Raw genomic sequence first — 23,499 nt, 5'->3', positions numbered from 1 at the left:
GCGGCCACACCCGTTCCCATGCCGAACACGGAAGTTAAGCGCTTCAGCGCCGAAAGTAGTTGGGGGTCTCCCCCTGTGAGGATAGGACGTTGCCAGGCCATATGAGACGATCAAGCAAATGCTTGGTCGTCTTTTTTTTGTGGTTTGAACTGAAACTTTCCAGAAGTCCTTTCGTATAGAAAAGAGAAAAATATCAGAACGTATAATGCTGAAGCCTTCTTGGAAATCGAAAGGAGAAATCATCTATGACTTATTTTCACCAACAGCAGCAAGACTTACAACAAAGGATGGCAGAACGGGACCGACTTGCTCGTAAACTAAAAACACTCGACAAACAAATTGCTGAACATGAAGCTGTACGCAAGCAACTTCTCAATTCGTTTACGAAAGAACAGCGCGACGTCTACGACTTAGATTCATTCTCGCTCGTCAACGCGTGGCGCAAGCTCCGGGGAACGTTCAACGAACAAAAAACGATTGAATTAGAAGAGGCGGCCCGGGCCGAACTGAAGTTACGGGAACATGAGGCGATGTTGGATGAGTTAGCGCTTGAGCGTCGTGACTTATATGAGACGTTTGAGACCTATAATGGAATTGACGCGGAATGGGAAACGTTCATAAAAGAGAAGGAAACTCGTTTGAAGCAAGATTCTACTATTAGGGAAGAGTTATATCGCCTCACAGATCAACAGGTGAAAATGACCGAGTTAGTTGTTGAATATAAAGAAGCTATCGTTGCCGGGAACTCAGCGCGAACGGTCATCTCCAAAACACTCAAACATCTCGATAGTGCGAAAGGTTGGTCGACGTATGATACGTTCTTTGGAGGTGGATTGATTGCAACTGCAATGAAACATGACGCCATCGATGCTTCGGAACGGAAGATGCATGAACTTCAAGCTGCGTTGGAACGCTTTTCACGGGAATTGGCTGATGTGAAAGGAGTTGTCAGCGGCTTACACATTGAACGCGGTTCGCTCATTCAATTCGCTGACTACTTCCTCGATGATATCTTTTCCGAGTGGACGATGCATGGACGAATCAATGATTCGCTCGACAAGGTAAAAGGTCTTGACCGTGAAATCACTCAACTCATCGAGAAAATGACGAGAGAAGTGGAACGGCTGGAGCGACAACTTGAAGAAACCGAAACGAAACGAAAACAGCTCATCCTCATACGATGAGCTGTTTGGTCATTCTGGTCGTTTCAACCAATGACGTAATCCTTTACCCGCGTGCGGTCCGTCGGCGTAACGTGGGATGACGTGCAAATGGGCATGCGGAACTGTTTGATTTGAAGCGGCACCCACATTCCAACCAAGCGTATAGCCGTCAGGGCCATACGTCTCCTCGAGGAATGACTTCGCTTCGTGAAGCAATACATATGTATCGTGCCATTCCGAAGGCGTGAGGTCGAACGTCGTTGCGCGATGTTGTTTCGGGACGATGACGCCAGAGCCGACGAGCACGTCCTGCTCACGGTCGTGCATCAAGAAGTAGCATGTCTCGTTCTCGGCGACAATCGTCTGAGACGGGTCAAGCTGGGGATGACAAAATGGACAAGTTGACATCAGATTGGTACACTTCCTTTCTATATAAAGTGTATCAAAAGGGGGGGCAGTATGAATGAACTGATTGATAGAATTGTTGCCCAGGCCAAGCGCGAGCACCGCACGATTATTGGCATATCAGGGCACGGGGGTGCGGGGAAGTCGACATTCGCTGACGCTTTACGAGCGCGTCTTGGGGACGTGAACTACATTAACACCGACCCGTATATCACGGACTCGACGTTACGGAAAAGTGCCATGCTCGACTACACGGTTGACGGGCAGGCACATCATTATAAGATGACGACCTGTCATCCGTCCGCGCACCATCTGTTATCGCTAGAACGTGACGTGCGCATGGTACGTGAAGGGATTGGATTCTATACGATTGACGTCCCATACCTGAAACGAACGTGGATCGATCCGACAAAAAGAATCACCATTGTTGAAGGGATGAGCGTCGCGTTCCTTGAATCGAATTGGTGGGACGCGTCGGTTTATTTATATAGCGATAGCGATAGCGAGTTTGCGCGGCGCTCCGTCCGGGATGTTGGGGAACGGGGGATGGACTTCGCCTATTTGAAAGCTTCGCACGATGAGCGACGACTCCAATACGAGCTGTTCATGCACCCGCAGCGCGAAAAATTCCAAACGATCGTCTCGACGAGTAACGATGTTTGGACAATCGAAAGCCACCACTCATGATGAGCGATGGCTGCGTAACGTCTCTTGAATCCCGAGTCCGAGGCGGTCTTGCTCGCGCTCGAGTTGGTCCCATGTGAGCGAGCGATGGCGCATCGTGACGTCATTTGCAATCGACTCGAGTGTGCGTTGCTTCTCGATATTGTCGAGCCAGTAATAGACGTCGACCCCATCTTCATCGACCCGCCAGAACGATTTGACGACCTCAAACTCATCGGCCCAATCACCGACCGGTTTGAATCCATATTTCTCGACGAACGGATACGGTCGCTCTTCCCCAATCGGGTCGATGACGTTGCGGACGAACATGAGCTCGAGCCCGGCATGTTCGGTCGCCTGTAATAAACGTTTCAAGGCAGGGAGCGGTTCGACTTCGACTTTCTCGATGACATCGAACCAGACCCGCTTTCCGTCCGTATCCCAGACAGTGGCTTCCACGCTGTATGGTGCCCCTGCGGTCGATGGGGCGTACATCGTCAAATCAAACGTGAACGGAATATGCTCTTCAGCACCTGGTTCGAGCACAGCCGATAACACGATTGGGACTTCTTGAAGATCCGCTTCACGATTGAATTCATTTCCTTCGAGCGTAATGTCTTTGAACGTCGTCAAAAAATTAAGCGTCAATTCTTGCAGGCGCACGACATGCGAAGTGGTGTTCAACACCCGTAGTGTTCCGTGAACGGTCTCGTTCGGAATGAACGGGACGGTGTGAAAATAGACGGATGCGTCCAGTTCGGAAAAGAACCATTTTTTAAAGCGATTACCCCATTTCGACATGACGGTCGCGCTCCTTTTCTCTTATAAATTACACTCCCTTAAATGTTCCCGATTCCAATTCTGAAAAAACATGAAGAAAAAGGTTGCATGTTATAACTACTTCACTTATTATAGAGGATGTCGAAACAATTCAAACCATCGCGGGGTGGAGCAGTCTGGTAGCTCGTCGGGCTCATAACCCGAAGGTCGTCGGTTCAAATCCGGCCCCCGCAACCAATTTTTATTTAATTTCATATGTCGTCGCGGGGTGGAGCAGTCTGGTAGCTCGTCGGGCTCATAACCCGAAGGTCGTTGGTTCAAATCCAGCCCCCGCAACCAATTTTTTAAATGAGATAGCGAAACGATGACGTTTCGTGTTTTTTTTTGCATAAAATTGAGTGTACAATGAGTACGTATCGCTAGAACCGACTAAAGGAGAAACATCATGTATACATTGATTACCCATTCCGCGGCCGAGACGCAGGCAGTGGCAGAGAAGTTGGCCACACTTGTCCAAGCTGGGACGGTCATAACGTTGAACGGAGACCTCGGTGCCGGCAAAACGACGTTCACCCAAGGCTTTGGGAAAGGCCTCGGTGTCACGCGTAACGTCAACAGCCCGACGTTCACGATCATGAAGCAATATCAAGGGCGGTTGCCGCTCTATCATATGGACGTCTATCGTCTCGAAGACACAGGGGACGATATTGGCCTCGAAGAATACATCAACGGCGATGGGGTCGCCATCGTCGAATGGTCGAACTTAATTGAGTCGTCGCTTCCGACGGAGCGGCTCGCTATCACGATCGAACGGATCGGCGACGAGGAACGTCAACTGACGTTTGCACCCGTCGGCGACGCCTATGATGCACTCGTGAAGGAGGTGCTCGCATGAAGCAACTCATGATTGATACGGCGACGACTCGTCTGTCTGTCGCCTTGAGTGAACACGGTCAGATTCAAGCCGAAGCGACGGTCATGGTCTCAAAGAACCACGCTGTCACGCTCATGCCCATGATTGAACAGCTCATGACTGCTGTCAAATGGACACCTACTGAGCTTGAACGCATCGTCGTGACGACAGGACCCGGCTCTTACACGGGCATCCGCATCGGTGTAACGACAGCGAAGACGCTCGCCTACACGCTTCAACTCCCGCTCGTCGGCGTCTCGGCGCTCCGCCTCATGGCGGCGGCACCGAACACGGAGCTCCCGGTCGTCGCGCTCATCGACGCCCGCCGTGGCAATGCGTATATCGGCCACTACCGTCAGAACGAGGCCGTGACGCCGGATTGCCATGCCTCGGTCGCCGCTTGGCTTGAAGCCAACATGACCGAACCATTCGTCGTCGTCGGCGACGTCGAGCCGTTCCGTGACGTGCTCGCTTCTTACGACTATACCGAAGCGCCGGCCGCTCATAGTTACGGCCGAGCGAGCGATCTCGTCGCGTTAGGTGACGCGACGGACGATGTCCACGCGTTTGAGCCTGAGTACCTTCGTCTTGCTGAAGCGGAAGCGAAATGGCTCGAGGGACAGAACAATGGCTGATATTAAAATCCGGCGCATGAACTGGCTCGACGTCGAGGAAGTCACGAAAGTCGAGGAGGCCTCGTTCGCCATCCCGTGGACGAAAGAAGCGTTCATGAACGAGATGCTCAAAAATGAGCAGGCCGTCTATTTCGTCGCCGTCCATGAACGTCGCGTCGTCGGATTCGTCGGCGTCTGGCAAATCGTGGACGAAGGACACATCACAAACATCGCCGTCTTACCGGAATATCGCGGTCAAGGGATTGGCAATCTGCTCTTGACGCAACTCGTGGAATTCGCTCGTTCGAAGTCGCTCGCCGCGCTCACATTAGAGGTGCGCGTCTCGAATATCGGTGCCCAAAAACTATACGAACAGTTCGGTTTTGAAAATGCCGGACGTCGAAAACGATATTATCAAGACAACAATGAAGACGCCTATATTTACTGGGCGAAGTTAGGAAGTGAATCAGAATGAACACATCGCTCATTCTCGCGATTGAGTCGAGTTGTGATGAGACGTCGGTCGCGCTCGTGCGTGACGGCAAGACGCTCTTATCGAACGTCGTCTCGTCCCAGATTGAAAGCCATAAACGGTTCGGCGGGGTCGTGCCCGAGGTCGCCTCGCGCCACCACGTCGAACGGATCACCTACGTCATCGATGACGCCCTCAGTGAAGCTGGCGTGACGATGCAAGACGTCGACGCGGTCGCGGTCACGCAAGGACCAGGTCTCGTCGGGGCGTTGCTCGTCGGGATCAGTGCGGCCAAGGCGCTCGCGTTCGCCCATAGTAAACCGCTCATTGGCGTCCACCATATCGCCGGGCACATTTACGCGAACGACCTCGTCGAAGAAATGGAGTTCCCACTCGTCTGTCTCGTCGTCTCAGGCGGACATACGGAACTCGTCTATATGCCCGAGCACGGTGTGTTCGAAGTCATCGGAGAGACACGGGACGATGCGGCTGGAGAAGCGTACGACAAAGTCGCACGGACACTCAGCCTGCCTTACCCAGGTGGCCCGGCCATCGATCGTCTTGCGGCCAACGGGGAAGACACGTACAAGTTCCCAAGGGTCCGGCTCGAAGCTGGCAGCTTTGACTTCAGCTTCAGTGGTCTCAAGTCATCGGTCATCAACGCCGTCCATAATGCTGAGCAACGCGGGGAGACGGTCATCCCTGAAAACTTGGCGGCCAGCTTCCAAGCGAGCGTCGTCGAAGTGCTCGTCGAGAAAGCGATTCGTGCCGTAAAAGAAAAAAGCGCGAAACAACTGCTCGTCGCGGGTGGCGTCGCGGCCAACCGCGGACTCCGTGCTGCGCTTCAAGAAGCGACGGACCGCGAAGGCATCCGCCTCGTCATCCCGCCGCTCGATTTATGCGGAGACAACGCCGGTATGATCGGGGTCGCGGCCCATCACGCGTATGTGCGCGGCAAGCGCGATACACTGGCGATGAATGCGGTTCCTGGGTTATCCTTAGAAGAGAGCATGACAGTCTAGGGGGAAATAGAGACATGACGAAACGCATCATCATTGGAGGTCTGGTCGTACTGCTCGTCGTCGCGACGTTTTTGCAAGTACGGGAGATTATCCGCGCTTATAATATTGCCTATCAAGAAGAAATCGTACCGGAAGCGACACGTGTCCGGTCACTCACAGGAGCGGAATCGCTCGAAGGCATCGGCCGGGTCACGGGCGAGAACACGCTCGTCGAGACGTTGTACGGCTATAAGAGCCTAGACGATCAAGACATCGAGAGCGTCATCGTCGTCGACCGGAACCTCGGTGTTCAACCGAAAGCGAGCGACGCCTATTACGAGATCGCCCCGGGCCGTGAAGCGACCGAAGCGGAAGCGGCCAAGTTTGAGGACATCGTCAACGAGTTTGACGAAGAGCAACTGTTCGCGCAAGTCATCTCGACACATGAGGCGAAGTATGTGACGAACGACGAAGAGACGCTCACGTTCTATAAAGTGTTCGTCCGCGATGTCGATACGAACGAATATGTCTTCTTCATCACGGAAGACGGGCTCAAGCTCGACTTCCACACACGCGGATTCCAACCGCTACGTTATTTCTAAATGTTAAAAGGGAAGCCTGTCTCCATGTTGGAGAGGGGCTTCCCTTTTTTATACGTCCGGATGATGTTTGTTCTGTTTGTACCACATGTTTACCCAGCTCACGATGAAGACGATCAGGGCGAGCACCCACATGAGGAGTGTCGACTGATAAAAATGTCCCCACACCGAGCCCGGGGCATAAAAGCTGTGCACGGTCACATCGACCGGCCAGACGACGATACGGATGAACAGCGTGCTCATGAGCAGGCCGCTCAACAAGCTGATCACAATTCCGCTCCACGTCTGGATGATGAAGCCGATGACGACCGGCAAGAAATAAAACAGGAACGACGGGACGACCGTCGGCTCCCCGCGAATCAGTTCGGATACGAATTCCGTCCCCGTCGGCACGATATAGGCGAGGCCAGTCAGGAAGGCGTGCATCCATTCGATTCGCATCGCACGGAATCGCATCATGAATGGAGCTCCTCCCATTCTGCGTACAGTGCCGTGATCGATTCTTTCGTCGCGTCGGACTCGGTCGACAGTTCCTGTGCCCGGGCGAAGTCGTTGAAGACGTCCGGTTCACACAACAGCTGTTCGATTTCCTCGAGACGCGCCTCGTGTTGTTCGATCGTGAGTTCGATTTCCTCGATCCGTTGTTTCATCCGGCGTTCTTCGCGTTGCTGTTCCTTGTCGGCGCGTTGCTTCTTGACGATGACTTGTTTCGTCTCTTCGCGGGCGAGTCGGGCCAGGTCTTCGAGTTCTTCTTTCTTCTCGACGTAATATGAATAATCGCCGAGATACTCGTCGATGCCGTTCGGCGTGATCTCTAAGACGCGCGTCGCGAGCCGGTCGATGAAGTAGCGGTCGTGCGACACGAACAGAATTGTGCCCGGATAGTCGACGAGGGCGTTCTCGAGAATCATCTTCGAATCGAGGTCCAAGTGGTTCGTCGGCTCATCCAAGATGAGCAAGTTCGGTTGCTCGAGCTTTAGTTTCGCGAGCGTCAAGCGGGCCCGTTCCCCACCCGACAATTCATGGACACGTTTCATGACGTCGTCACCGCTGAACAGGAACTGTCCAAGCAGGCTCCGCACTTCTTGTTCGCGCATGAGCGGCCAGTCGTTCCAAATCTCGTCGATAACACGGTTGGCGTCCGACAAGTTTTGTTGTTCCTGGTCGTAGTAGCCGATTTCGACGCCGGTGCCGTAGCGGATGTCACCGGTAAGGGGCGGCTGTTGTTTCGTCAACACTTTCAGGAGCGTTGATTTGCCGACTCCGTTCGGGCCGACGAGGGCGACCGATTCGCCGCGCTGCAATTGGAAGCGGAGATGTTGGGCGATCGGTTCTTCATAGCCGATGGCAAGGTCGCTGCCGCTCAATACGTCGTTCCCGCTTTGACGTTTGATTGAGAACGAGAGGACGGCACTGCGCTCATCACCGTCCGGCGCTTCCATCCGGTCGACTTTCTCGAGACGTTTGCGGACGCTCTGGGCCCGCTTCGTCGTCGTCGCCCGGGCGATGTTACGCTGAATGAAGTCCTGCATCTTGGCGATCTCTTCTTGTTGCGACTCGAACTGCTTCTTCTCTTGCTCGTAAATGGCAGCCTTCTGTTCAAGGTACTTCGTGTAGTTGCCGACGAAGCGACGGCTGCGGTGGCGGGACAGCTCATAGACGACCGATACGACGCGATCGAGGAAGTAGCGGTCGTGGGAGACGATGAGGACGGCGCCTTTATAGCCGCTCAAATACTTCTCGAGCCAGCCGAGTGTCTCGATGTCCAAGTGGTTCGTCGGCTCATCCAAAATGAGCAGGTCTGGACTTTGGAGCAGCATCTTCGCGAGAGCGAGACGTGTCCGCTGTCCGCCGGAGAGCGTATCGATGCGGCGTTCGAAGTCGTCCGGATAGAACCGCATCCCGTGAAGGATGGAACGAATCGTCGCCTCGTACTGATATCCGCCACGATCCTTGAACGTGTGCTGCTCTTCATCATAGGCGGTGAGCAGGCGCTCGTAGGCGACCGGGTCGTTCAAGATACGTTCACTGCCCATGTCTTGCTCCATGCGACGGAGCGTCTTCTCTTGTTCGATTAAATCGGTGAAGACGGTGAGCATCTCGTTCCACATCGTCTCGTTTGACTCTAACCCTGAATCTTGGGCGAGATAGCCGATGGTCACGTCTTTTGGTTTCATGATATCGCCAGAGTCATAGTTGTATTCCCCGGCGATGACTTTGAGCAGTGTCGACTTGCCGGCACCGTTGCGGCCGACGAGCGCGACGCGTTCGCCTTCTTGAATCTCGAGTTTGACGTTCTCTAAAATCGGCTCGACGCCGAACGATTTGGATAAGTTATTGACTTGCAGTAGGATCAAGTGAAAAAACCCCTTTCTCTCTATTTAGTATACTGTATTTTTTAGTCTTTTCAGGTATATTCGTTGAGTGGTTATGTGAATTCGTTTACAATCAAGGTGTATGAAATTAGATTCGTTTGAAACGCGTCGTAAAAAGGAGGCTCTTTCCGTTGAGTCAAAACGAACCAAAGATTCCGCAAGCGACAGCCAAACGGTTGCCACTATACTATCGGTTTATCCAAAGCCTACATTCATCAGGAAAACAGCGTGTCTCTTCTGCTGAACTGAGCGAGGCGGTCAAGGTCGATTCGGCCACGATCCGTCGTGATTTTTCGTACTTCGGTGCGCTCGGGAAAAAGGGATATGGCTATAACGTACAGTATCTGTTAGACTTTTTCCGTAAGACACTGAATCAGGACGAGATTACGAACGTCGCTTTAGTCGGGGTTGGTCATCTTGGGACAGCTTTCGTCAACTATAACTTCCTTAAAAACAATAACACACATATCGTCGTCGGGTTCGACGCAGACGAGACAAAAGTCGGCACGACGATGTCCGGTGTCCCGATTCATCACGTGGATGAGATGGAACAGATTATGAAACAGAACAAGATTGACGTCGCCATTTTAACGGTGCCATCTGCCTATGCACAGCCTGTCGCGGACGACTTGGTCCGCTTCGGGATCAAAGGCATCTTGAACTTCACACCGGCCCGACTCACGGTGCCGGATACGGTCCGCGTCCATCATATCGACTTGTCGATCGAACTCCAGTCGCTCATTTACTTTATGCAACACTATCCATCTGCTGAGGGGGTCCATCAATAATGGAATTACTATCATCGTTGCTCGTCGTCGGTATTCCTGGGGGAGCAAGTATCTTCATTATCGCCATCGTCGCGCTCATCATCTTCGGGCCGAAGAAATTGCCTGAATTCGGACGCGCCGCCGGACAAACGCTCCGTGAGTTCAAAAATGCCACGAACGGTATGATGAACGAACATGACGAGAAAGATAAGAAAGAACTTGAGAAGAAAGAGCAGTAATCATGAATCATCAACCTGATCAAGAACGGGCACTGTCCGATCACTTGACAGAGCTGCGGAGACGACTGATGCTGTCGGCATTTGTCGTCTTTGCTTTCTTTCTCATCGCTTTGCCGAGTGTCAAATACGTGCTCGCTTATCTGCAGGCGGACCTCGTCGAACGAGGGCTCGAACTGAACGCCTTTGGGGTCGCGGACCCGCTCATGATTTACTTGAACTTGGCGCTCGTCATCGGGCTTGTCGCATCCGGTCCGTTTCTACTGTATCAACTGTGGGCGTTCGTCGCACCTGGTCTGCATCCGAATGAGCGGAAAGCGACGCTCGCGTACATTCCGATCATCTTCATCTTGTTTCTCGTCGGTTTGGCGTTCGCCTATTACTGGTTGTTCCCGCTCGTCCTCGATATCTCGACGGACCTCGGGCAAGACCTCGGGCTGACACAAATCATCGGGGCGTCGAACTATTTCACGTTCTTGTTGCAACTGACGATCCCGTTCGGATTGTTGTTCCAGTTGCCGGTCGTGACGATGTTCTTGACGCGCATCGGTGTCGTGACACCGTACTTCCTCTCATCGATTCGGAAGTATGCGTACTTCGCCTTGTTCGTCGTCGCCGCGTTCATCACGCCGCCGGATTTGACGTCGCACCTCATGGTGTCACTGCCACTCTTCTTCTTGTACGAGATCAGTTTATCGATTTCCCGCATCACGTATCGGGGCGTGCTCCGACGTGAGAAAGAGGCGATGGTGAAAGAGCAAGTCGATTTGATGAAACAAATGAATGAGAAGTGAGCATCGTTCCTGGAAGGGACGATGCTTTTTCATATTTCATAATCAAGATAGCAAGGGCCTGACGTGATACGATGAAACTACTTAAACATAATGCAGGGGGAGAAGCTGTGGCTGGGGAGTACTATGGGGATGAACTCATCATCATCGGTGTGTTGACGACGATTCTATTGATTGCCGTGCTAAGCTTTTTGAAGTCACGATTTAAGCGAAGGTTCGTCTTCTCGTTGACGTTGCTCGCCGTGGGATACGTATCTTGTATCATCGGAATCGTCCTCGTTCGCGGTTGGGACGCGCTGGGCTGGATTATGATCGGCTTCAGTCTGTACGTAATCGGTCTCCTCACTTATATCGGTGTCGTCATCTATCAATGGTTTAAAGTAAGACGCACGACGAATTCATGAACCAACCGTTCCGGTCGCGGAGCGGTTTTTTGTCGTCACACGAGCCGTTCAAACTTTAGACAAAATTACGTGAAAAAGTGAGCAAAGGGGTTGTCAAACCTTCTTGTGAAATAGTACACTAAGTTCAGAAAGTAAATGTGATATTTATCACAAACACTAACTTGCCTAACACTCAAAGGAGAGACAACCATATGAAAATCGCAGTCATCGGATGTACACACGCAGGAACAGCAGCTGTCAAAGGATTACTCGCCAAGCACGACAATCTAGATATCACGGTGTATGAGCGCAACGATAACGTCAGCTTCCTCTCGTGTGGGATTGCCCTTCACGTCGGCGGTGTCGTCAAACGTGCCGAAGAGCTCTTCTATGCGTCACCGACCGAACTCGAAGAACTCGGTGCGACGATGCGCATGAAGCATGACGTGTTGAACATCGATACGGAAGCGAAGACGGTCCATGCGAAAAACCTCGAGACAGGGGAAGACGTGTACGACACGTTCGACCGGTTGATTGTCACGACTGGTTCATGGCCGATTGTCCCAACGCTTCCGGGCATCGAGATGACTGGGATTGAGCTCTGCAAAAACTATGGCCACGCCCAGCGCATCATCGAGCGGGCGAAAGATGCGACGAACATCGCCGTCATCGGTGCCGGTTACATCGGCGTCGAGCTCGTCGAGGCGTTCGAAGTGTACGGCAAACACGTCACGTTCATCGATAGCGCCGATCGCATCTTGAACAAGTATCTCGATAAGTCGTTCACGGATCAACTCGAGACGGACATGACGTCACGCGGCATCGACCTCGAGCTCGGCCAGACGGTCGAAGCGTTCCGTGGGACAGACGGGAACGTCACGCACGTCGTGACCGACAAAGGTGAGTTTGAGGCCGACCTCGTCATCCTCTGTGTCGGCTTCCGCCCGAACACAGGACTGCTCGAAGGCCAAGTCGACATGCTCGGCAACGGCGCGATCATCGTCGACGAGTATATGCGCACGAGCAACCCGGACGTCTTCGCCGCAGGTGACAGCTGTGCCGTCTATTACAACCCGGCGCGCACACACGCCTATATCCCGCTCGCCACGAACGCGGTCCGCATGGGGACGCTCGTCGCCGAGAACTTGATCACACCGCGTGTCCGTTACCAAGGGACGCAAGGGACGTCGGGTCTTCGCCTGTATGATTGGAACATCGCCTCATCAGGTCTGACGGAAGAAGCGGCCGGCCTGTTCGGTCTCGATGTCGAGAGCGTCGTGATTGAGGATGCGTACCGTCCGGAGTTCATGCCGACGGCTGAACCGGTCCAGTTCAAACTTGTCTATGAAATCGGCACACATCGCGTCGTTGGGGGACAAGTGCTCTCGAAAGCGGATATGACACAAGCAGTCAACACGTTGTCGCTCGCCATCCAAAACGAGATGACGGTCGAAGAGCTCGCCTATGTCGACTTCTTCTTCCAACCGCATTACAACAAGCCATGGCACTTCATCAACAGTGGGGCGCTCGAGGCGATGAAAGATAAAGTCAACGCATAAAAAAACTCGGGAGCCGCGGCTTCCGAGTTTTTTTATAAATAGCGTGGGGCGTCCTTCATCGAGTTGGCGAGAATCATGTAGATGAGGACGTTCCCCGGCACAATCAAAAAGAGCAGGCGGACACCGAGCGGCGACAGGTCGAAGTACTCGGCGATGCCACCACAGACCCCGGACAGGGAGCGGTTCGTGGCAGATTTGCGAAGTGGACGTTGCATGAGTGTGGCTCCTATCTTCAGTGTGATATGAAAATTTTACCATATGACCTCAGCAAAAAGCGCGCCAATTCGGCGCGCTTTCGCTTATTTCAAAATGGTGACGAGTTCGTCGAGCACTTCGTTGGCTGACAAGACGCCGCCTGACGTGTTCCACGTGTCGTCGCTCACTTCGGTCACTTCGCCCGCCTTGACGGCGTCGAGGTCTTTCCAAAGTTGGTTCGACTGCCACTCTTCGGCTGTCTTTGATCCGTCCGCTCCACCGTATGTGAAGTAGACGATATGGTCGCCATCCATCTCCGGGATGCGTTCCATCGTGATTTCTTCCGCAAACTCGGTACGGTCTTGTGATGCCGGGCGTTTGATGCCGACGTCGCCCAAGATGACACCTGAGAAGCTGTCCGTGAAGTAGATGCGTGATGCGCCAGGAAGGAAGCGTACGACCGAGAGCTCTTTGTTCACAGCGTCGCCGAGCTCGGCTTTCGTGTCTTCGACGTGCTGCTCGTAGTCTGCCAAGACATCGTTTCCTTTGTCCTCAAGGTTGAGGGCGTTCGCGTAGAGTGCGAAGTTCTCTTGCCAGTCGCCTTTGAGCGTCTCCGACATGACCGTCGGCGCGATGGCGTTCAACTTGTCATAGATGTTCTCTTGGCGAAGTTTCGTCCCGATGATGAGGTCTGGCTCGAGTTTCGCGATCGCTTCGAGGTTGACCTCGCTCTCCGTCCCGACTTCGGTCACGTCTGTCATCTCTGATTCGATGTGCGGGTACCACGGGTCACCGTTCCATGATTTGACGGCGCCGACTTGTTTGACGCCGAGGGCGATGAGCGCCTCGGTCCCTTCGTTCGTCAACACGACGACACGTTTCGGTTCGACTGGCACTTCAGCCGTGCCCATGGCGTGCTCGACCGTGCGCGTTTCTTGTTCTGCTGACTCGTTCGAGTTGCTCGTCTCGTCCGACCCGCCGCAAGCAGCAAGGACGACCGTGAGGCAGAGCGTGAGTAGTGCTAATACAAACTTTTTCATATGTATAAAGTCTCCTCTGTCTAATAAGATTTCCTCCCTGACTATAGTTGATAATGATTCTCACTGTCAACCCCTTTTTCTGACAGCGAGATTTTGCTATGGTAGGAGAGGAAAGAAGTGAGCAAATGATGAAACCATGGATCAAACTATTCGCCTTGATCATCGCATTACCTATATTGAGTTATATCAGTCTCCGAGTCGGGGTCATCCCGGTCGGCCATCAAGACGTGCTCGCGCTCGGGACGGATGCGTCGTCCCAAGCGATGATTGCGCTCAACGACAATCGTATTCCGCGAACCGTCGTCGCGCTTCTCGTCGGCAGTGTCCTCGGACTCGCCGGGTTGCTGTTCCAACTCGTGACCCGCAACCCGCTCGCGTCCCCGGACATTTTGGCGGTCAACGCGGGTGCGAGCCTGTCCATCGTCCTTGTGACGTTGTTCGGCTTCAGCAGCATCGCTTCGTTCACATCGGCCGCGCTCGTCGGAGCCTTTATCGCCGGGGTCATCGTCTATCTCCTCAGCGCGAACGGGGGCAACGTCATGTATATGACACTCGCCGGGGCATCGCTCGCGGCGCTGTTCAGCTCGTTCACGCAGTCGATTATCGCCTACGAGGAAGGGGCGCTCGATGAGGTGCTGTTTTGGTTGACGGGCTCGGTCGCGGGCCGCTCGCTCGAACTCGTCACGACGTTGTTGCCGTGGATGATCGTCGCGAGTCTTTGCGTCCTCCTCATCAGTAAAGAACTTGAGACGTTGTCGCTCGGTGACCAGGTCGCCCGGTCGCTCGGCCAAAACGTCGGTGTCATCAAGTTCGTTGCCGTCACGCTCGCCGTCGTCTTGTCGGCGTTCGGGGTCGCGCTCGCAGGTCCCATCGCTTTCGTCGGCTTGCTGGCCCCGCATCTTGCACGCTATATGTTCGGTACGGCGTTCTTCGCTCGGCTCGCCGGCAGTGCGCTCCTCGGGAGTGTGTTGTTGTTATCAGCCGATATCTTCGGTCGTCTCATCTTATTCCCGCGGGAAGTGACCGTCGGCGTCGTGCTCGCCGTCATCGGAGGCGCGTTCTTCATCTATCTAGTCAGCGCCAGACAAGGAGTCTTTAAATCATGAAATCATACAGTTTTCGCAAAGGCCCGTTCTCGTTCACGCTCCGGAAACGGGAGATTGTGCTTGCGGTCGCGCTCCTTACCGGTCTGTTCATTGCCTTCTATTTGGGGCTCGCCATTGGTGACACATTCTTGACCCCGTCGTCGCTCGGGTCGCTTTTCCTCGGTTCGGGTGACGCGTTCGCCGAGCTCGTCGTATTCGAGTTCCGGATGCCACGTGTCTTGATGGCCATCACGGCCGGTGCGTGTCTCGCCGTCAGCGGTCATTTATTACAGCTCACCATCAAGAATGAACTCGCCTCACCGGAAATTTTCGGCATCGTCGGCGGGGCCGGGGTGGCGACGGCGACGTTCTTCACCGTCTTCACCGATGAGCGGACGAACCAACTGTCCGTCCCGCTCGCCTATATCCCGTTCGCTTCGTTCGCTGGGGCGCTCACGGTCGGTGCGTTCTTGTTTTACTTATTGAAACGGGGTGTCCCGCCGGTCCGGCTCGCGTTGATTGGAATCGGGATTAGCATCTTCTCGCAAGGCATCGTTCAGTTCATGATGCTCGCCTCGAACGTGTACCGGAAAAACGACATTCAGCAATGGCTCACCGGCACCGTCTATGCGGCGACTTGGAACCAACTGAAAATCATGGTGCCGCTCGCAATCCTGTTCTTGCTCGCGGCCTTCTTGATTGAACGCCACGTCCGTCCGCTCCACATCAGCGAAGCGGTCGCGACGAGCATCGGTGTGCCGGTCCGAGGCACACAGCGGGGCACGCTCTTGTTGTCGTGTTTGCTCGCCGGGATCGGGGTCGCGTTCGTCGGAGCGATCGGCTTCGTCGGACTGATGGCCCCGCACATCGCGCGCCAAGGCTTGAAGTTGCCGTACATTTGGGCGACGCTCCTCGTCGGGGCGACGATTGTCGTTTTGGCGGACGTGCTGGCGCGGACGATCTTTTATCCGTATGAGTTGCGGACAGGCGTCATGACGGCCGTCATCGGCGCACCGTACTTCTTCTATTTACTTCGCCGGATGATGAAAGGAAGCATGAGATGAATACATTTGATTTACAACAAGTCGCCATCGGCTATGAACAGAAGGTTGTGCTCGACGGATTGACGTTCTCGATTCCTCATGGCAAAATCACCGTGCTGTTAGGGGCGAACGGATGCGGCAAGTCGACGCTTTTGTCGACGCTGGCCCGGCAACGGGACGCGCTCGGTGGAACGATCGCGTTCCGGGACAAGCCGCTCAATGCGTATCGGGCGAAAGAAGCGGCCCGGCTTATGGCGTTCATGCCGCAAGTGAACGTCGCACCGGACGGATTGACTGTCGAACAACTCGTCCGCTTCGGCCGTTATCCATATCAGACGTTCTTCAAGCGCTACTCGGAAGACGATGAACGGGCCGTCGAGCGGGCGCTCGCCTTCACGGATACGGTCTCGCTTCGGGACACCCTCGTCAGCAACTTATCGGGTGGGCAAAAGCAACGCGTCTGGATTGCGCTCGCCTTGGCCCAAGAGTCGGAGACGATTCTCCTCGACGAACCGACGACGTACCTCGACATGTCGCACCAAATCGAGATTCTCGACTTGATGTACCGGTTGAACCGGTTAGAGGGCAAGACGATCATCATGGTGCTCCACGACTTGCATCTCGCTTGTCGCTACGCCGACCATGTCATCGCGCTCGCAGGGGGCAACGTCTATCGGCAAGGTAGTCCGAACGATGTCGTCGACGAGGATTTCATGCAGGACGTGTTCGGCTTGAAAGTCGTCGTGACGGAAGATCCGCTCTACGGTACGCCGCTTTGCATCCCGTATTCGCATTACGAGCTGAATGAGAAACGACCACCCACGACCTAGTCCATGGACTAGGTTTTTTTCGTCTGAAGCCGGGGAAGGGGTAAGAGAAAGCTGATGTGTCACCTGGTCCTGTCAAAGGAGGAGCCACTATGGCCAAGAAGGAAAAATAACCGTACCATATCGTCACGTTCACGTTTCCGGAGGAGTCCATCTCGTATCAAGCGTTCAGCAAGCTGAAAAAGTATCACGCCGAAGGGCTTGTCGGGTTCGAAGAACTCGTCGTCATCAAACGTGAGGACAACGGAGCATTTTCATTTGAAGATGCGGTTCAACTGACGCCGACGAACAAATCGACGAATGGCGCTTTGATCGGGATGGCGGTGGGGATTCTCGGCGGACCGTTCGGGATTCTGTTCGGGACGCTCACGGGCGGTTTGATTGGCGGAACGAAAGACTTGAAGCACGTCCAAAGCATTCAAGAGACGTTCAAACGGACGGTCGGGAATATCGAGCCTGGATAGACCGGGGTGATGGCAATCGGGGAAGAGTTCGATCACTCGGTGCTCGATGGACTGGCGGCTGAACTTGGCGGTACGGTGACACGGACAGACGAAGAACTGTGAAGGGGAGTCGGACTACATGAAGATTGGTATTTTAGGGGCAGGGAAAGTCGGCCGGACACTCGGACGCAAGTTCGAGGACGTCGGCTATGAGGTGTTGTACGGGACACGGTCAGAGCGAGAAGGGACGATGTCGCTGCAGGAAGTGGCGTCGAATGCGCAAATCCTGTTGTTGACGACGCCGTTCGCGGCAGCCGTCGATTTGATTCAATCGCTTCGGGACTTGGACGATAAAATCGTCATCGATGTGACGAATCCGATCGCGAAAGAGTTTGATGCGATCGAGCGGCCGGAAGGGAAATCGGGGGCCGAGCATCTGCAGGAGCTTGCGCCACACGTCCGAATCGTCAAGGCGTTCAATCAGACAGGCGTCGAGAACTTGGAGAATCCGAACATGTCGATGATGTTCATCGCCGGAGACGAGCAAGAGTCGGTCCGGGCCGTCCAAGACCTCGCCTCGAAAATCGGCTTTGACGCCCATACGCTCCGGCACTTGAAGTTGGCGCGTGAGCTCGAGTCGCTCGCGTGGCTATGGATCCATTACGCGACGAAAGAACGGAAGCACCGGAACTTCGCGTTTTATTTGAAAGAGAATAGTTTCTAACAGAAAAGACGGTCACGCGTTGGCGTGACCGTCTTGGACGTTAAAAGGCAGCTTGACGTTCAGAACGAGTTTTCAACGACTCGATCGTCTCGCGCTCAATCGTTTCGACTTCGCGTTGTTGCCAGCCTGGCATGAGGAACGCGTCGACGAGCGCCCAAATACCTGTGATGATGGCACCGAAACCAATCGTCAAAACGACCATCAAGAGCATAGCGATGCCCGTCCCTGTTTTTTTGAAGTAGAAGCGGTGTGCGCCTAACGCGCCGAGGAAGAACCAAAGCAAGTACGCGACGACGAGACTACGTTTCTTTTTCTCGACTTCGCTGTTGACGAGGAGCATTTCCTCTGTCGATAAATCGGTACGTGAATAATTCATGATGTGATGTGCCTTCTTTCCAAAAATTGATATAATGAATGCAGTCTTTATTGTACCGGGAAACGGATGAATTCCCATGATTTTCTATTATTTATTTTTGGAAGTGAGGAATACCGAATGGGTTTTGCGATTGTGACGTTCATCGTCGCGTTTATTCACGTGATCGCCGGAGCGGTCGTCTTACATAAGTATCCGCAATATAAATCGATTGCCATCAGTGTCATCGTGCTCGGTTTCGTATATGGTCTGTTGACGGTGGGGTTCATCGTCCTATGAACAAGCCCTTGAAACCTCGAGTGACTTATACAAATGAAGATGCATTGAAGCTCGGGATGTTCATCATGCTTGGGCTCACCATCATGGATGTCTTAAGTGGAAACGTGCCCGATATGACGTTGGCGCTGGCTGCGACTCTGTTTTATGCGTGGCGCCGTGACGTCGCGGCGACACTTGGTGAGGAAGCATCTCGGGCCGTCGGGCGCGAATCAAGTGAATTGGCCTTACGAGGTGTTATCGTCGCCTTGGTGATTGGACTCTTCGTCTCGTTCTTCATGGATACGTTGACCTACTCGCTTGAAGCACTCATGTATTACGGGTTGGCGTTCGTATGTGGATTAAAAGGGATTGGACTTTGGTTCTTCATGCCGGAAACAACCCTCGAAACCGAACTGAATTAATATGAAGAACGATGTGGCACACGCCTCATCGTTTTTCTTATGGTTGATGTCAGACGAAAACATGAATAGAACAGAGAGTGTTACTCACAGGAGAATAGAAGGACTTCATCATGTGTACAGCGATCACGTACGCGCCGCCGCGTCGACTCTTGCGTCATATCGACGGGATGACGGAGCGGGTGCAGCTACCGTTCGAGGACTGGTTGCCGCTGCATCAACAAATCGAGCGCGAGCTGAAAGAAGGATCATACTTCATCCCGCTCTATAACGAGGAGCGGACAATCCCGTTCCCGGTCGAGTTGAAGGACGTCTGTATCGATATCTTCGGCTATTTTGATTTTGCGAAACTATGGATTCCATCGTAAGGAAAGAGGGAAATAAATGAAGCTGACTCGAAAGTGGTTTATTGTTTTATTGATCGGATGGCCTATCTTGTTTGGACTGGGCTTTTGGAACGGGGAAGTGGTGTGGATGGCTGTGACTGGATTCGGTGTCACGTTATCGACTTACTATGAACAGCAATTGAGTAAACTCGATAAAGAAACGAATGCGACGATTCGTGCCGCCGTCAACCAGTCACTCGTGACATGGTTCGGTATGGGGCTCATGCTCGTGTTTATCATCAGTGTCATTTTCTTTGATGAGCCACGCGTGCCGTTGTGGGATATGATTTATCTCGTTCTAGGTATCGGCTTGACGCTCAACGGATTGTTCATCCGGAGCGCGTATCGAGACGAACCGAGCGATACGTCGAATGTGATTCGCATGTAAAAAAGACCAAGCTGCGCGCTTGGTCTTTTTGTTATGCCGATTTATCGGTCTTTTCTTTTTTCGCTTTTCGGGCGAGCGTCAAAATCTGATACACCTTGAAGAAGTCATACGCGGCTACGGCGATGATGAAGTACGTCCAGAAGCTGAAGCCGTACTCTTGCACCGAGTAGTAGGCGAGGACGGTGAACAAAATCCCGAATGAGAGACTGAACAAAAACATCACTTTTAAGTGTCGCGGCATCAATGCCACCTCATTTCTACATTAAGAATAATACGACCATGACGAGCGCATTGTTAAACGCGTGAATCGCGATCGGCACGATCAAGCGACGCGTCTTGGCATACGCGACCGTGAAGGCGAAGCTCATCGCCACGTAAACGAGAATCTTGTTGTCACCGTGGATGAGCGCGAACAAGAGCGAGCTGACCGCAAACGCGATCCAGAACCCGAAGCGGGCGCTCAAGTTGCCGAACAAGATGTGACGGAACAAAATCTCTTCCATAATCGGTCCGAGTAAGACGACTGAGAGCGTCATGACCGGGACGAGTCGGACGATATCCGCAATCTGTTCGGTATTTTGGGACCCCATGACGTCACCCGAGATCCACGTCTCAATCAAGTTGGCGACGATGACGAGCCCGTACTGCATGAGGATCCCGAGACCGATCCATTTGACCGTGTCGTTCAAGTTTGACTGGATGCCTTGCTGCTTATACAGCTTCAAGTCGGGCCAGAGCAAGAAGACCGAGATGACGATCGTCAAGCTGAACCCGATGGCAAACCAGAGCCCAGTTGACGTCGGCGTGATCCACTCGGGACGCACTTCGCTAATCAATACCGGAAAGAATTGAACAAACGCATATAGCAAAATCGGAATGATATGCCGAATCCGAATGTTAGGTGCCATTGAAAAACGGGTATTTATCGATTGGTTTGAGTTTAGTGTAGCCAATTCAACACGTCCTTATTTCTAAGAGTCAACGTTCCTTTTGACCATTGTATCAAATAAGGTCTCTTGACCGCGAGTGGAAGCATTTTTTTAATGTTCCCGCTTGCATTTTCAATCAGCTCATACTAAACTAATCAGTGTTAGCACTCCTTTTTGATGAGTGCTAAAACTTACGATTCATCGATATATCATTCATATTCGGAGGAGGTTTTTTCTATGTTAAAACCACTAGGCGATCGCGTCATCATCGAAGTCGTGGAGAAAGAAGAAAAGACGATCGGAGGCATCGTGCTTCCTGATACGGCGAAAGAAAAGCCGCAACAAGGACGCGTCCTCGCAGTCGGTACTGGCCGCGTCACGGACCAAGGTGAGCGGATCGCGCTCGACGTCAAAGAAAATGATTTGGTCATCTACTCGAAATACGCGGGTACCGAAGTGAAGCATGAAGGCAAAGAATACTTAATCGTTCGAGAGAGCGACATTCTCGCAATCGTAGGCTAAGACTCACCATTCTTCAAAAACTTTTTTAGGGGGAAATGAACAATGGCAAAAGAAATCAAATTCTCAGAAGACGCACGTCACGCGATGCTTCGCGGTGTCGACGCACTCGCTGACGCGGTAAAAGTCACAATCGGACCGAAAGGACGCAACGTCGTCCTCGAGAAGAAGTTCGGCTCACCGCTCATCACGAATGACGGCGTGACGATCGCGAAAGAAATCGAACTCGAAGACCACTTCGAAAACATGGGCGCGAAGCTCGTTGCCGAAGTCGCGTCGAAGACGAACGAAGTCGCAGGGGACGGTACGACGACAGCGACAGTCCTCGCTCAAGCGATGATCCGTGAAGGGCTCAAAAACGTGACAGCGGGCGCGAACCCGATGATCCTCCGTAAAGGGATCGACAAGGCCGTCCGTCGTGCACTTGAAGAGCTCAAGCTCATCTCGAAACCAATCGAGTCGAAAGAAGCGATTGCGCAAGTCGCGGCCATCTCGGCAGCGGACGAAGAAGTCGGCGAGTTGATCGCTGAAGCGATGGAGCGCGTCGGCAACGACGGCGTCATCACAATCGAAGAGTCACGCGGTTTCACGACTGAACTCGATGTCGTCGAAGGGATGCAGTTCGACCGCGGATATCTTTCGCCATACATGATCTCAGACTCAGACAAGATGGAAGCAGTTCTCGACAACCCGTTCATCTTGATCACCGATAAGAAAATCTCGAACATCCAAGAGATCATCCCAGTGCTCGAGCAAGTCGTGCAACAAGGGAAACCGATCTTGATCGTCGCAGAAGACATCGAAGGCGATGCACTCGCGACACTCGTCTTGAACAAGCTCCGTGGTACGTTCAACGCGGTCGCGGTCAAAGCACCAGGCTTCGGCGATCGTCGTAAAGCGATGCTCGAAGACCTCGCGACGCTCACAGGCGGCCAAGTCATCACTGAAGACCTCGGCCTCGAGCTCAAGTCGGCAACGCTTCAACAGCTCGGACGCGCATCGAAAGTTGTCGTCACGAAAGACACGACAACAATCGTCGAAGGTGCTGGGGACGAAGCGGCAATCAAAGCACGCGTTCAAACGATTCGCAACCAAATCGAAGAGACATCGTCTGACTTCGACCGTGAGAAACTTCAAGAGCGTCTCGCGAAACTCGCAGGCGGCGTAGCCGTCGTCAAAGTCGGCGCAGCGACAGAGACTGAACTCAAAGAACGTAAGCTCCGCATCGAAGACGCGCTCAACGCGACTCGCGCAGCAGTCGAAGAAGGCATCGTCGCAGGTGGCGGTACGGCGTTCATCAACGTCATCCCAGCCGTTCGTGCACTTCTTTCTGAAGTGACAGCGGATGAAGCGACAGGCGTGAAACTTGTCCTCCGTGCCCTCGAAGCGCCGGTCCGTCAAATCGCGGAAAACGCGGGTGAAGAAGGTTCGGTCATCGTCGAGAAGCTCAAGAACGAATCGGTCGGCATCGGCTACAACGCCGCATCAGGCGAGTACGTCGACATGATCGCACACGGAATCGTCGACCCGGCGAAAGTGACGCGCTCAGCGCTGCAAAACGCAGCATCTGTCTCAGCTATGTTCCTCACAACGGAAGCAGTCATCGCAGACAAGCCAGAACCAGCAGGCGCTGGTGGCGGCATGCCTGACATGGGCGGCATGGGTGGAATGGGCGGAATGATGTAAGTCATACGCTTTAACGAAAACCATTCATCAGCGAAAGCTGGTGGGTGGTTTTTTTATAGAGTTTTAAAAAGGTGGTTGCTAAAAATGGAACCTGAGTAGTGGTATTGACGTACAGGTAGATAGAAGAAGGGAGATGGCATTGTGGCGCCACGTTGCACGAATTGTCACTATAAGTGGAGAATCAAAGAAGTTTTGGCACTCGGGTTTTCTACGAACGGAAAAGACTGTCCAAACTGTGGTCAAAAACAATTCATTTCTGCTGAAACACAAAGTTTATTGACCTTGGGATACTTAAGCCTCGTATTCGTTCCGTTCATCCTATTTTGGATCAAATTAAGTGATCACGATTAGAATGCAAACAGATGATTAAATTTCTAGGGTTATGCTTATCCATTAGTTTAGCGTATTGGGCCATCGATTATGGGATTCACGATGAGGGGTTAGGGTTTCGTAGAAAGGTGCA

General features: G+C 53.1%; 32 protein-coding genes, 2 tRNA genes and 1 rRNA gene. 26 read left to right on the top strand and 9 right to left on the bottom strand.

The genetic code is table 11. The features are described from left to right. Nucleotides 1-98: ribosomal RNA gene (gene rrf, locus KNP83_RS14180) — 5S ribosomal RNA — on the top strand; the annotation flags it as partial. A 147-nt stretch (nt 99-245) separates the two neighbouring features. Further along, nucleotides 246-1,184, top strand: a complete 939-nt coding sequence (locus KNP83_RS14175) for a hypothetical protein (protein ID WP_214763034.1) — start codon at nt 246-248, stop codon at nt 1,182-1,184. Nucleotides 1,185-1,193: 9 nt separating this feature from the next. Here the strand turns inward: KNP83_RS14175 and KNP83_RS14170 are convergent, their stop codons facing one another. Next, nucleotides 1,194-1,571 (bottom strand): HIT family protein, encoded by a 378-nt coding sequence (locus tag KNP83_RS14170; protein ID WP_214763033.1) that lies wholly within the window; start codon nt 1,569-1,571, stop codon nt 1,194-1,196. A gap of 51 nt (nt 1,572-1,622) precedes the next feature. Here KNP83_RS14170 and KNP83_RS14165 point away from each other — a divergent pair, with 51 nt between their 5' ends. Next, nucleotides 1,623-2,255, top strand: a complete 633-nt coding sequence (locus tag KNP83_RS14165; protein WP_214763032.1) for a uridine kinase family protein — start codon at nt 1,623-1,625, stop codon at nt 2,253-2,255. Here the strand turns inward: KNP83_RS14165 and KNP83_RS14160 are convergent. After that, entirely contained in the window at nt 2,250-3,032 is a 783-nt protein-coding gene (locus tag KNP83_RS14160; protein ID WP_214763031.1) for a sporulation protein, read from the bottom strand. The genes KNP83_RS14165 and KNP83_RS14160 overlap by 6 nt on opposite strands. 139 nt (nt 3,033-3,171) lie before the next feature. On the opposite strand from KNP83_RS14160, the gene KNP83_RS14155 reads away from it, so the two are divergent. The 7 genes from KNP83_RS14155 to KNP83_RS14125 all read left to right on the top strand — a co-directional run bounded on the left by KNP83_RS14155 (nt 3,172) and on the right by KNP83_RS14125 (nt 6,613). Beyond that, nucleotides 3,172-3,248: transfer RNA gene (locus KNP83_RS14155), tRNA-Met, on the top strand. Between the two features lie 25 nt (nt 3,249-3,273). Continuing rightward, a tRNA-Met gene (locus KNP83_RS14150) sits at nt 3,274-3,350 on the top strand. Between the two features lie 106 nt (nt 3,351-3,456). Then, complete coding sequence (gene tsaE, locus KNP83_RS14145) at nt 3,457-3,906, top strand: tRNA (adenosine(37)-N6)-threonylcarbamoyltransferase complex ATPase subunit type 1 TsaE (RefSeq protein WP_214763030.1); 450 nt, start codon at nt 3,457-3,459, stop codon at nt 3,904-3,906. Next, nucleotides 3,903-4,559, top strand: coding sequence for a tRNA (adenosine(37)-N6)-threonylcarbamoyltransferase complex dimerization subunit type 1 TsaB (gene tsaB / locus KNP83_RS14140; protein ID WP_214763029.1), 657 nt, complete (start codon nt 3,903-3,905; stop codon nt 4,557-4,559). Before tsaE ends, tsaB begins: the two co-directional genes overlap by 4 nt. Beyond that, on the top strand, nt 4,552-5,013 hold the full coding sequence (gene rimI, locus KNP83_RS14135; RefSeq protein ID WP_214720076.1) for a ribosomal protein S18-alanine N-acetyltransferase: 462 nt from the start codon (nt 4,552-4,554) through the stop codon (nt 5,011-5,013). Before tsaB ends, rimI begins: the two co-directional genes overlap by 8 nt. Next, entirely contained in the window at nt 5,010-6,032 is a 1,023-nt protein-coding gene (tsaD, locus tag KNP83_RS14130; protein ID WP_214763028.1) for a tRNA (adenosine(37)-N6)-threonylcarbamoyltransferase complex transferase subunit TsaD, read from the top strand. Before rimI ends, tsaD begins: the two co-directional genes overlap by 4 nt. A 14-nt stretch (nt 6,033-6,046) precedes the next feature. Continuing rightward, nucleotides 6,047-6,613, top strand: coding sequence for a hypothetical protein (locus tag KNP83_RS14125; RefSeq protein WP_214763027.1), 567 nt, complete (start codon nt 6,047-6,049; stop codon nt 6,611-6,613). A gap of 48 nt (nt 6,614-6,661) precedes the next feature. On the opposite strand, the gene KNP83_RS14120 is transcribed toward KNP83_RS14125, so the two are convergent. Together KNP83_RS14120 and KNP83_RS14115 are read right to left on the bottom strand one after the other, a co-directional pair. After that, on the bottom strand, nt 6,662-7,069 hold the full coding sequence (locus tag KNP83_RS14120) for a hypothetical protein (RefSeq protein WP_214763026.1): 408 nt from the start codon (nt 7,067-7,069) through the stop codon (nt 6,662-6,664). Next, complete coding sequence (locus KNP83_RS14115) at nt 7,066-8,967, bottom strand: ABC-F family ATP-binding cassette domain-containing protein (RefSeq protein WP_214763025.1); 1,902 nt, start codon at nt 8,965-8,967, stop codon at nt 7,066-7,068. The genes KNP83_RS14120 and KNP83_RS14115 overlap by 4 nt, the downstream gene beginning before the upstream one ends. Before the next feature lie 149 nt (nt 8,968-9,116). Here KNP83_RS14115 and KNP83_RS14110 point away from each other — a divergent pair, with 149 nt between their 5' ends. The 5 genes from KNP83_RS14110 (at nt 9,117) to KNP83_RS14090 (ending at nt 12,721) form a co-directional block, all read left to right on the top strand. Beyond that, nucleotides 9,117-9,773 carry a redox-sensing transcriptional repressor Rex gene (locus KNP83_RS14110; protein ID WP_029596207.1) on the top strand — a complete coding sequence of 219 codons (657 nt, stop codon included), beginning with the start codon at nt 9,117-9,119 and terminating at the stop codon, nt 9,771-9,773. Next, nucleotides 9,773-9,991, top strand: a complete 219-nt coding sequence (locus tag KNP83_RS14105) for a twin-arginine translocase TatA/TatE family subunit (RefSeq protein ID WP_021065382.1) — start codon at nt 9,773-9,775, stop codon at nt 9,989-9,991. The genes KNP83_RS14110 and KNP83_RS14105 overlap by 1 nt, the downstream gene beginning before the upstream one ends. 2 nt (nt 9,992-9,993) lie before the next feature. Further along, the gene (tatC, locus tag KNP83_RS14100) at nt 9,994-10,782 is read left to right on the top strand and encodes a twin-arginine translocase subunit TatC (RefSeq protein WP_214763024.1); all 789 of its coding nucleotides are present in this window, start codon (nt 9,994-9,996) and stop codon (nt 10,780-10,782) included. A gap of 107 nt (nt 10,783-10,889) precedes the next feature. Beyond that, on the top strand, nt 10,890-11,183 hold the full coding sequence (locus KNP83_RS14095; protein ID WP_214763023.1) for a hypothetical protein: 294 nt from the start codon (nt 10,890-10,892) through the stop codon (nt 11,181-11,183). A 191-nt stretch (nt 11,184-11,374) separates the two neighbouring features. Beyond that, on the top strand, nt 11,375-12,721 hold the full coding sequence (locus KNP83_RS14090; RefSeq protein WP_214763022.1) for an FAD-dependent oxidoreductase: 1,347 nt from the start codon (nt 11,375-11,377) through the stop codon (nt 12,719-12,721). Nucleotides 12,722-12,753: 32 nt separating this feature from the next. On the opposite strand, the gene KNP83_RS14085 is transcribed toward KNP83_RS14090, so the two are convergent. Continuing rightward, the gene (locus KNP83_RS14085; RefSeq protein ID WP_058765577.1) at nt 12,754-12,936 is read right to left on the bottom strand and encodes a PspC domain-containing protein; all 183 of its coding nucleotides are present in this window, start codon (nt 12,934-12,936) and stop codon (nt 12,754-12,756) included. Between the two features lie 84 nt (nt 12,937-13,020). Beyond that, the gene (locus KNP83_RS14080) at nt 13,021-13,956 is read right to left on the bottom strand and encodes an ABC transporter substrate-binding protein (RefSeq protein WP_214763021.1); all 936 of its coding nucleotides are present in this window, start codon (nt 13,954-13,956) and stop codon (nt 13,021-13,023) included. Nucleotides 13,957-14,081: 125 nt separating this feature from the next. Between KNP83_RS14080 and KNP83_RS14075 the strand changes: the two genes are divergently transcribed. The 5 genes from KNP83_RS14075 (at nt 14,082) to KNP83_RS14055 (ending at nt 18,078) form a co-directional block, all read left to right on the top strand. Further along, on the top strand, nt 14,082-15,062 hold the full coding sequence (locus tag KNP83_RS14075; protein WP_214763020.1) for a FecCD family ABC transporter permease: 981 nt from the start codon (nt 14,082-14,084) through the stop codon (nt 15,060-15,062). Continuing rightward, on the top strand, nt 15,059-16,105 hold the full coding sequence (locus tag KNP83_RS14070) for a FecCD family ABC transporter permease (RefSeq protein WP_214763019.1): 1,047 nt from the start codon (nt 15,059-15,061) through the stop codon (nt 16,103-16,105). Before KNP83_RS14075 ends, KNP83_RS14070 begins: the two co-directional genes overlap by 4 nt. After that, entirely contained in the window at nt 16,102-16,914 is an 813-nt protein-coding gene (locus tag KNP83_RS14065; protein WP_214763018.1) for an ABC transporter ATP-binding protein, read from the top strand. The genes KNP83_RS14070 and KNP83_RS14065 overlap by 4 nt, the downstream gene beginning before the upstream one ends. A gap of 314 nt (nt 16,915-17,228) precedes the next feature. Beyond that, nucleotides 17,229-17,375, top strand: a complete 147-nt coding sequence (locus KNP83_RS15135; RefSeq protein WP_251139407.1) for a hypothetical protein — start codon at nt 17,229-17,231, stop codon at nt 17,373-17,375. 118 nt (nt 17,376-17,493) lie between these two features. After that, a complete protein-coding gene (locus tag KNP83_RS14055) occupies nt 17,494-18,078 on the top strand; it encodes an NADPH-dependent F420 reductase (RefSeq protein WP_214720080.1) in 585 nt (194 codons plus the stop codon). A 40-nt stretch (nt 18,079-18,118) separates the two neighbouring features. Here KNP83_RS14055 and KNP83_RS14050 read toward each other — a convergent pair whose 3' ends face one another. Next, nucleotides 18,119-18,454 carry a TM2 domain-containing protein gene (locus KNP83_RS14050; RefSeq protein ID WP_214763017.1) on the bottom strand — a complete coding sequence of 112 codons (336 nt, stop codon included), beginning with the start codon at nt 18,452-18,454 and terminating at the stop codon, nt 18,119-18,121. A gap of 117 nt (nt 18,455-18,571) precedes the next feature. Between KNP83_RS14050 and KNP83_RS14045 the strand changes: the two genes are divergently transcribed. The 4 genes from KNP83_RS14045 (at nt 18,572) to KNP83_RS14030 (ending at nt 19,902) form a co-directional block, all read left to right on the top strand. Beyond that, nucleotides 18,572-18,730 (top strand): hypothetical protein, encoded by a 159-nt coding sequence (locus KNP83_RS14045; RefSeq protein ID WP_021065374.1) that lies wholly within the window; start codon nt 18,572-18,574, stop codon nt 18,728-18,730. 20 nt (nt 18,731-18,750) lie between these two features. Then, nucleotides 18,751-19,131 (top strand): hypothetical protein, encoded by a 381-nt coding sequence (locus KNP83_RS14040; RefSeq protein ID WP_214763016.1) that lies wholly within the window; start codon nt 18,751-18,753, stop codon nt 19,129-19,131. A gap of 110 nt (nt 19,132-19,241) precedes the next feature. Next, nucleotides 19,242-19,496 (top strand): hypothetical protein, encoded by a 255-nt coding sequence (locus KNP83_RS14035; RefSeq protein ID WP_214763015.1) that lies wholly within the window; start codon nt 19,242-19,244, stop codon nt 19,494-19,496. 106 nt (nt 19,497-19,602) lie between these two features. Then, nucleotides 19,603-19,902 (top strand): hypothetical protein, encoded by a 300-nt coding sequence (locus tag KNP83_RS14030; protein WP_214763014.1) that lies wholly within the window; start codon nt 19,603-19,605, stop codon nt 19,900-19,902. Between the two features lie 31 nt (nt 19,903-19,933). On the opposite strand, the gene KNP83_RS14025 is transcribed toward KNP83_RS14030, so the two are convergent. Both KNP83_RS14025 and KNP83_RS14020 read right to left on the bottom strand, forming a co-directional pair. Continuing rightward, nucleotides 19,934-20,143, bottom strand: coding sequence for a YdiK family protein (locus KNP83_RS14025; RefSeq protein WP_021065367.1), 210 nt, complete (start codon nt 20,141-20,143; stop codon nt 19,934-19,936). A gap of 16 nt (nt 20,144-20,159) precedes the next feature. After that, complete coding sequence (locus KNP83_RS14020) at nt 20,160-20,810, bottom strand: CPBP family intramembrane glutamic endopeptidase (protein ID WP_214763013.1); 651 nt, start codon at nt 20,808-20,810, stop codon at nt 20,160-20,162. 258 nt (nt 20,811-21,068) lie between these two features. Between KNP83_RS14020 and groES the strand changes: the two genes are divergently transcribed. Next, on the top strand, nt 21,069-21,353 hold the full coding sequence (gene groES, locus KNP83_RS14015) for a co-chaperone GroES (protein WP_021065365.1): 285 nt from the start codon (nt 21,069-21,071) through the stop codon (nt 21,351-21,353). Nucleotides 21,354-21,395: 42 nt separating this feature from the next. Beyond that, complete coding sequence (groL, locus tag KNP83_RS14010) at nt 21,396-23,036, top strand: chaperonin GroEL (RefSeq protein ID WP_214763012.1); 1,641 nt, start codon at nt 21,396-21,398, stop codon at nt 23,034-23,036. Nucleotides 23,037-23,499: the final 463 nt, after the last annotated feature.

The sequence above is a fragment of the Exiguobacterium sp. s146 genome (assembly GCF_018618415.1).
Lineage (GTDB): Bacteria > Bacillota > Bacilli > Exiguobacteriales > Exiguobacteriaceae > Exiguobacterium.
The sequence above is the reverse complement of the archived record's forward strand: the minus strand, read 5'-3'. Positions and strand labels throughout refer to the sequence as shown.

Bases quoted from the DNA above. Each gene is read 5' to 3' on its own strand.
- groL (WP_214763012.1), top strand. From the start codon at position 21,396: ATGGCAAAAGAAATCAAATTCTCAGAAGACGCACGTCACGCGATGCTT.
- KNP83_RS14175 (WP_214763034.1), top strand. From the start codon at position 246: ATGACTTATTTTCACCAACAGCAGCAAGACTTACAACAAAGGATGGCA.
- KNP83_RS14055 (WP_214720080.1), top strand. From the start codon at position 17,494: ATGAAGATTGGTATTTTAGGGGCAGGGAAAGTCGGCCGGACACTCGGA.
- KNP83_RS14105 (WP_021065382.1), top strand. From the start codon at position 9,773: ATGGAATTACTATCATCGTTGCTCGTCGTCGGTATTCCTGGGGGAGCA.
- KNP83_RS14085 (WP_058765577.1), bottom strand. From the start codon at position 12,936: ATGCAACGTCCACTTCGCAAATCTGCCACGAACCGCTCCCTGTCCGGG.
- KNP83_RS14090 (WP_214763022.1), top strand. From the start codon at position 11,375: ATGAAAATCGCAGTCATCGGATGTACACACGCAGGAACAGCAGCTGTC.
- KNP83_RS14035 (WP_214763015.1), top strand. From the start codon at position 19,242: ATGTGTACAGCGATCACGTACGCGCCGCCGCGTCGACTCTTGCGTCAT.
- KNP83_RS14075 (WP_214763020.1), top strand. From the start codon at position 14,082: ATGATGAAACCATGGATCAAACTATTCGCCTTGATCATCGCATTACCT.
- KNP83_RS14080 (WP_214763021.1), bottom strand. From the start codon at position 13,956: ATGAAAAAGTTTGTATTAGCACTACTCACGCTCTGCCTCACGGTCGTC.
- tatC (WP_214763024.1), top strand. From the start codon at position 9,994: ATGAATCATCAACCTGATCAAGAACGGGCACTGTCCGATCACTTGACA.
- KNP83_RS14170 (WP_214763033.1), bottom strand. From the start codon at position 1,571: ATGTCAACTTGTCCATTTTGTCATCCCCAGCTTGACCCGTCTCAGACG.
- KNP83_RS14020 (WP_214763013.1), bottom strand. From the start codon at position 20,810: ATGGCACCTAACATTCGGATTCGGCATATCATTCCGATTTTGCTATAT.
- KNP83_RS14030 (WP_214763014.1), top strand. From the start codon at position 19,603: ATGGCTGTGACTGGATTCGGTGTCACGTTATCGACTTACTATGAACAG.
- groES (WP_021065365.1), top strand. From the start codon at position 21,069: ATGTTAAAACCACTAGGCGATCGCGTCATCATCGAAGTCGTGGAGAAA.
- KNP83_RS14120 (WP_214763026.1), bottom strand. From the start codon at position 7,069: ATGATGCGATTCCGTGCGATGCGAATCGAATGGATGCACGCCTTCCTG.
- tsaB (WP_214763029.1), top strand. From the start codon at position 3,903: ATGAAGCAACTCATGATTGATACGGCGACGACTCGTCTGTCTGTCGCC.
- tsaE (WP_214763030.1), top strand. From the start codon at position 3,457: ATGTATACATTGATTACCCATTCCGCGGCCGAGACGCAGGCAGTGGCA.
- KNP83_RS14160 (WP_214763031.1), bottom strand. From the start codon at position 3,032: ATGTCGAAATGGGGTAATCGCTTTAAAAAATGGTTCTTTTCCGAACTG.
- tsaD (WP_214763028.1), top strand. From the start codon at position 5,010: ATGAACACATCGCTCATTCTCGCGATTGAGTCGAGTTGTGATGAGACG.
- KNP83_RS14050 (WP_214763017.1), bottom strand. From the start codon at position 18,454: ATGAATTATTCACGTACCGATTTATCGACAGAGGAAATGCTCCTCGTC.
- KNP83_RS14065 (WP_214763018.1), top strand. From the start codon at position 16,102: ATGAATACATTTGATTTACAACAAGTCGCCATCGGCTATGAACAGAAG.
- KNP83_RS14165 (WP_214763032.1), top strand. From the start codon at position 1,623: ATGAATGAACTGATTGATAGAATTGTTGCCCAGGCCAAGCGCGAGCAC.
- KNP83_RS14070 (WP_214763019.1), top strand. From the start codon at position 15,059: ATGAAATCATACAGTTTTCGCAAAGGCCCGTTCTCGTTCACGCTCCGG.
- KNP83_RS15135 (WP_251139407.1), top strand. From the start codon at position 17,229: ATGGCGGTGGGGATTCTCGGCGGACCGTTCGGGATTCTGTTCGGGACG.
- KNP83_RS14025 (WP_021065367.1), bottom strand. From the start codon at position 20,143: ATGCCGCGACACTTAAAAGTGATGTTTTTGTTCAGTCTCTCATTCGGG.
- rimI (WP_214720076.1), top strand. From the start codon at position 4,552: ATGGCTGATATTAAAATCCGGCGCATGAACTGGCTCGACGTCGAGGAA.
- KNP83_RS14045 (WP_021065374.1), top strand. From the start codon at position 18,572: ATGGGTTTTGCGATTGTGACGTTCATCGTCGCGTTTATTCACGTGATC.
- KNP83_RS14125 (WP_214763027.1), top strand. From the start codon at position 6,047: ATGACGAAACGCATCATCATTGGAGGTCTGGTCGTACTGCTCGTCGTC.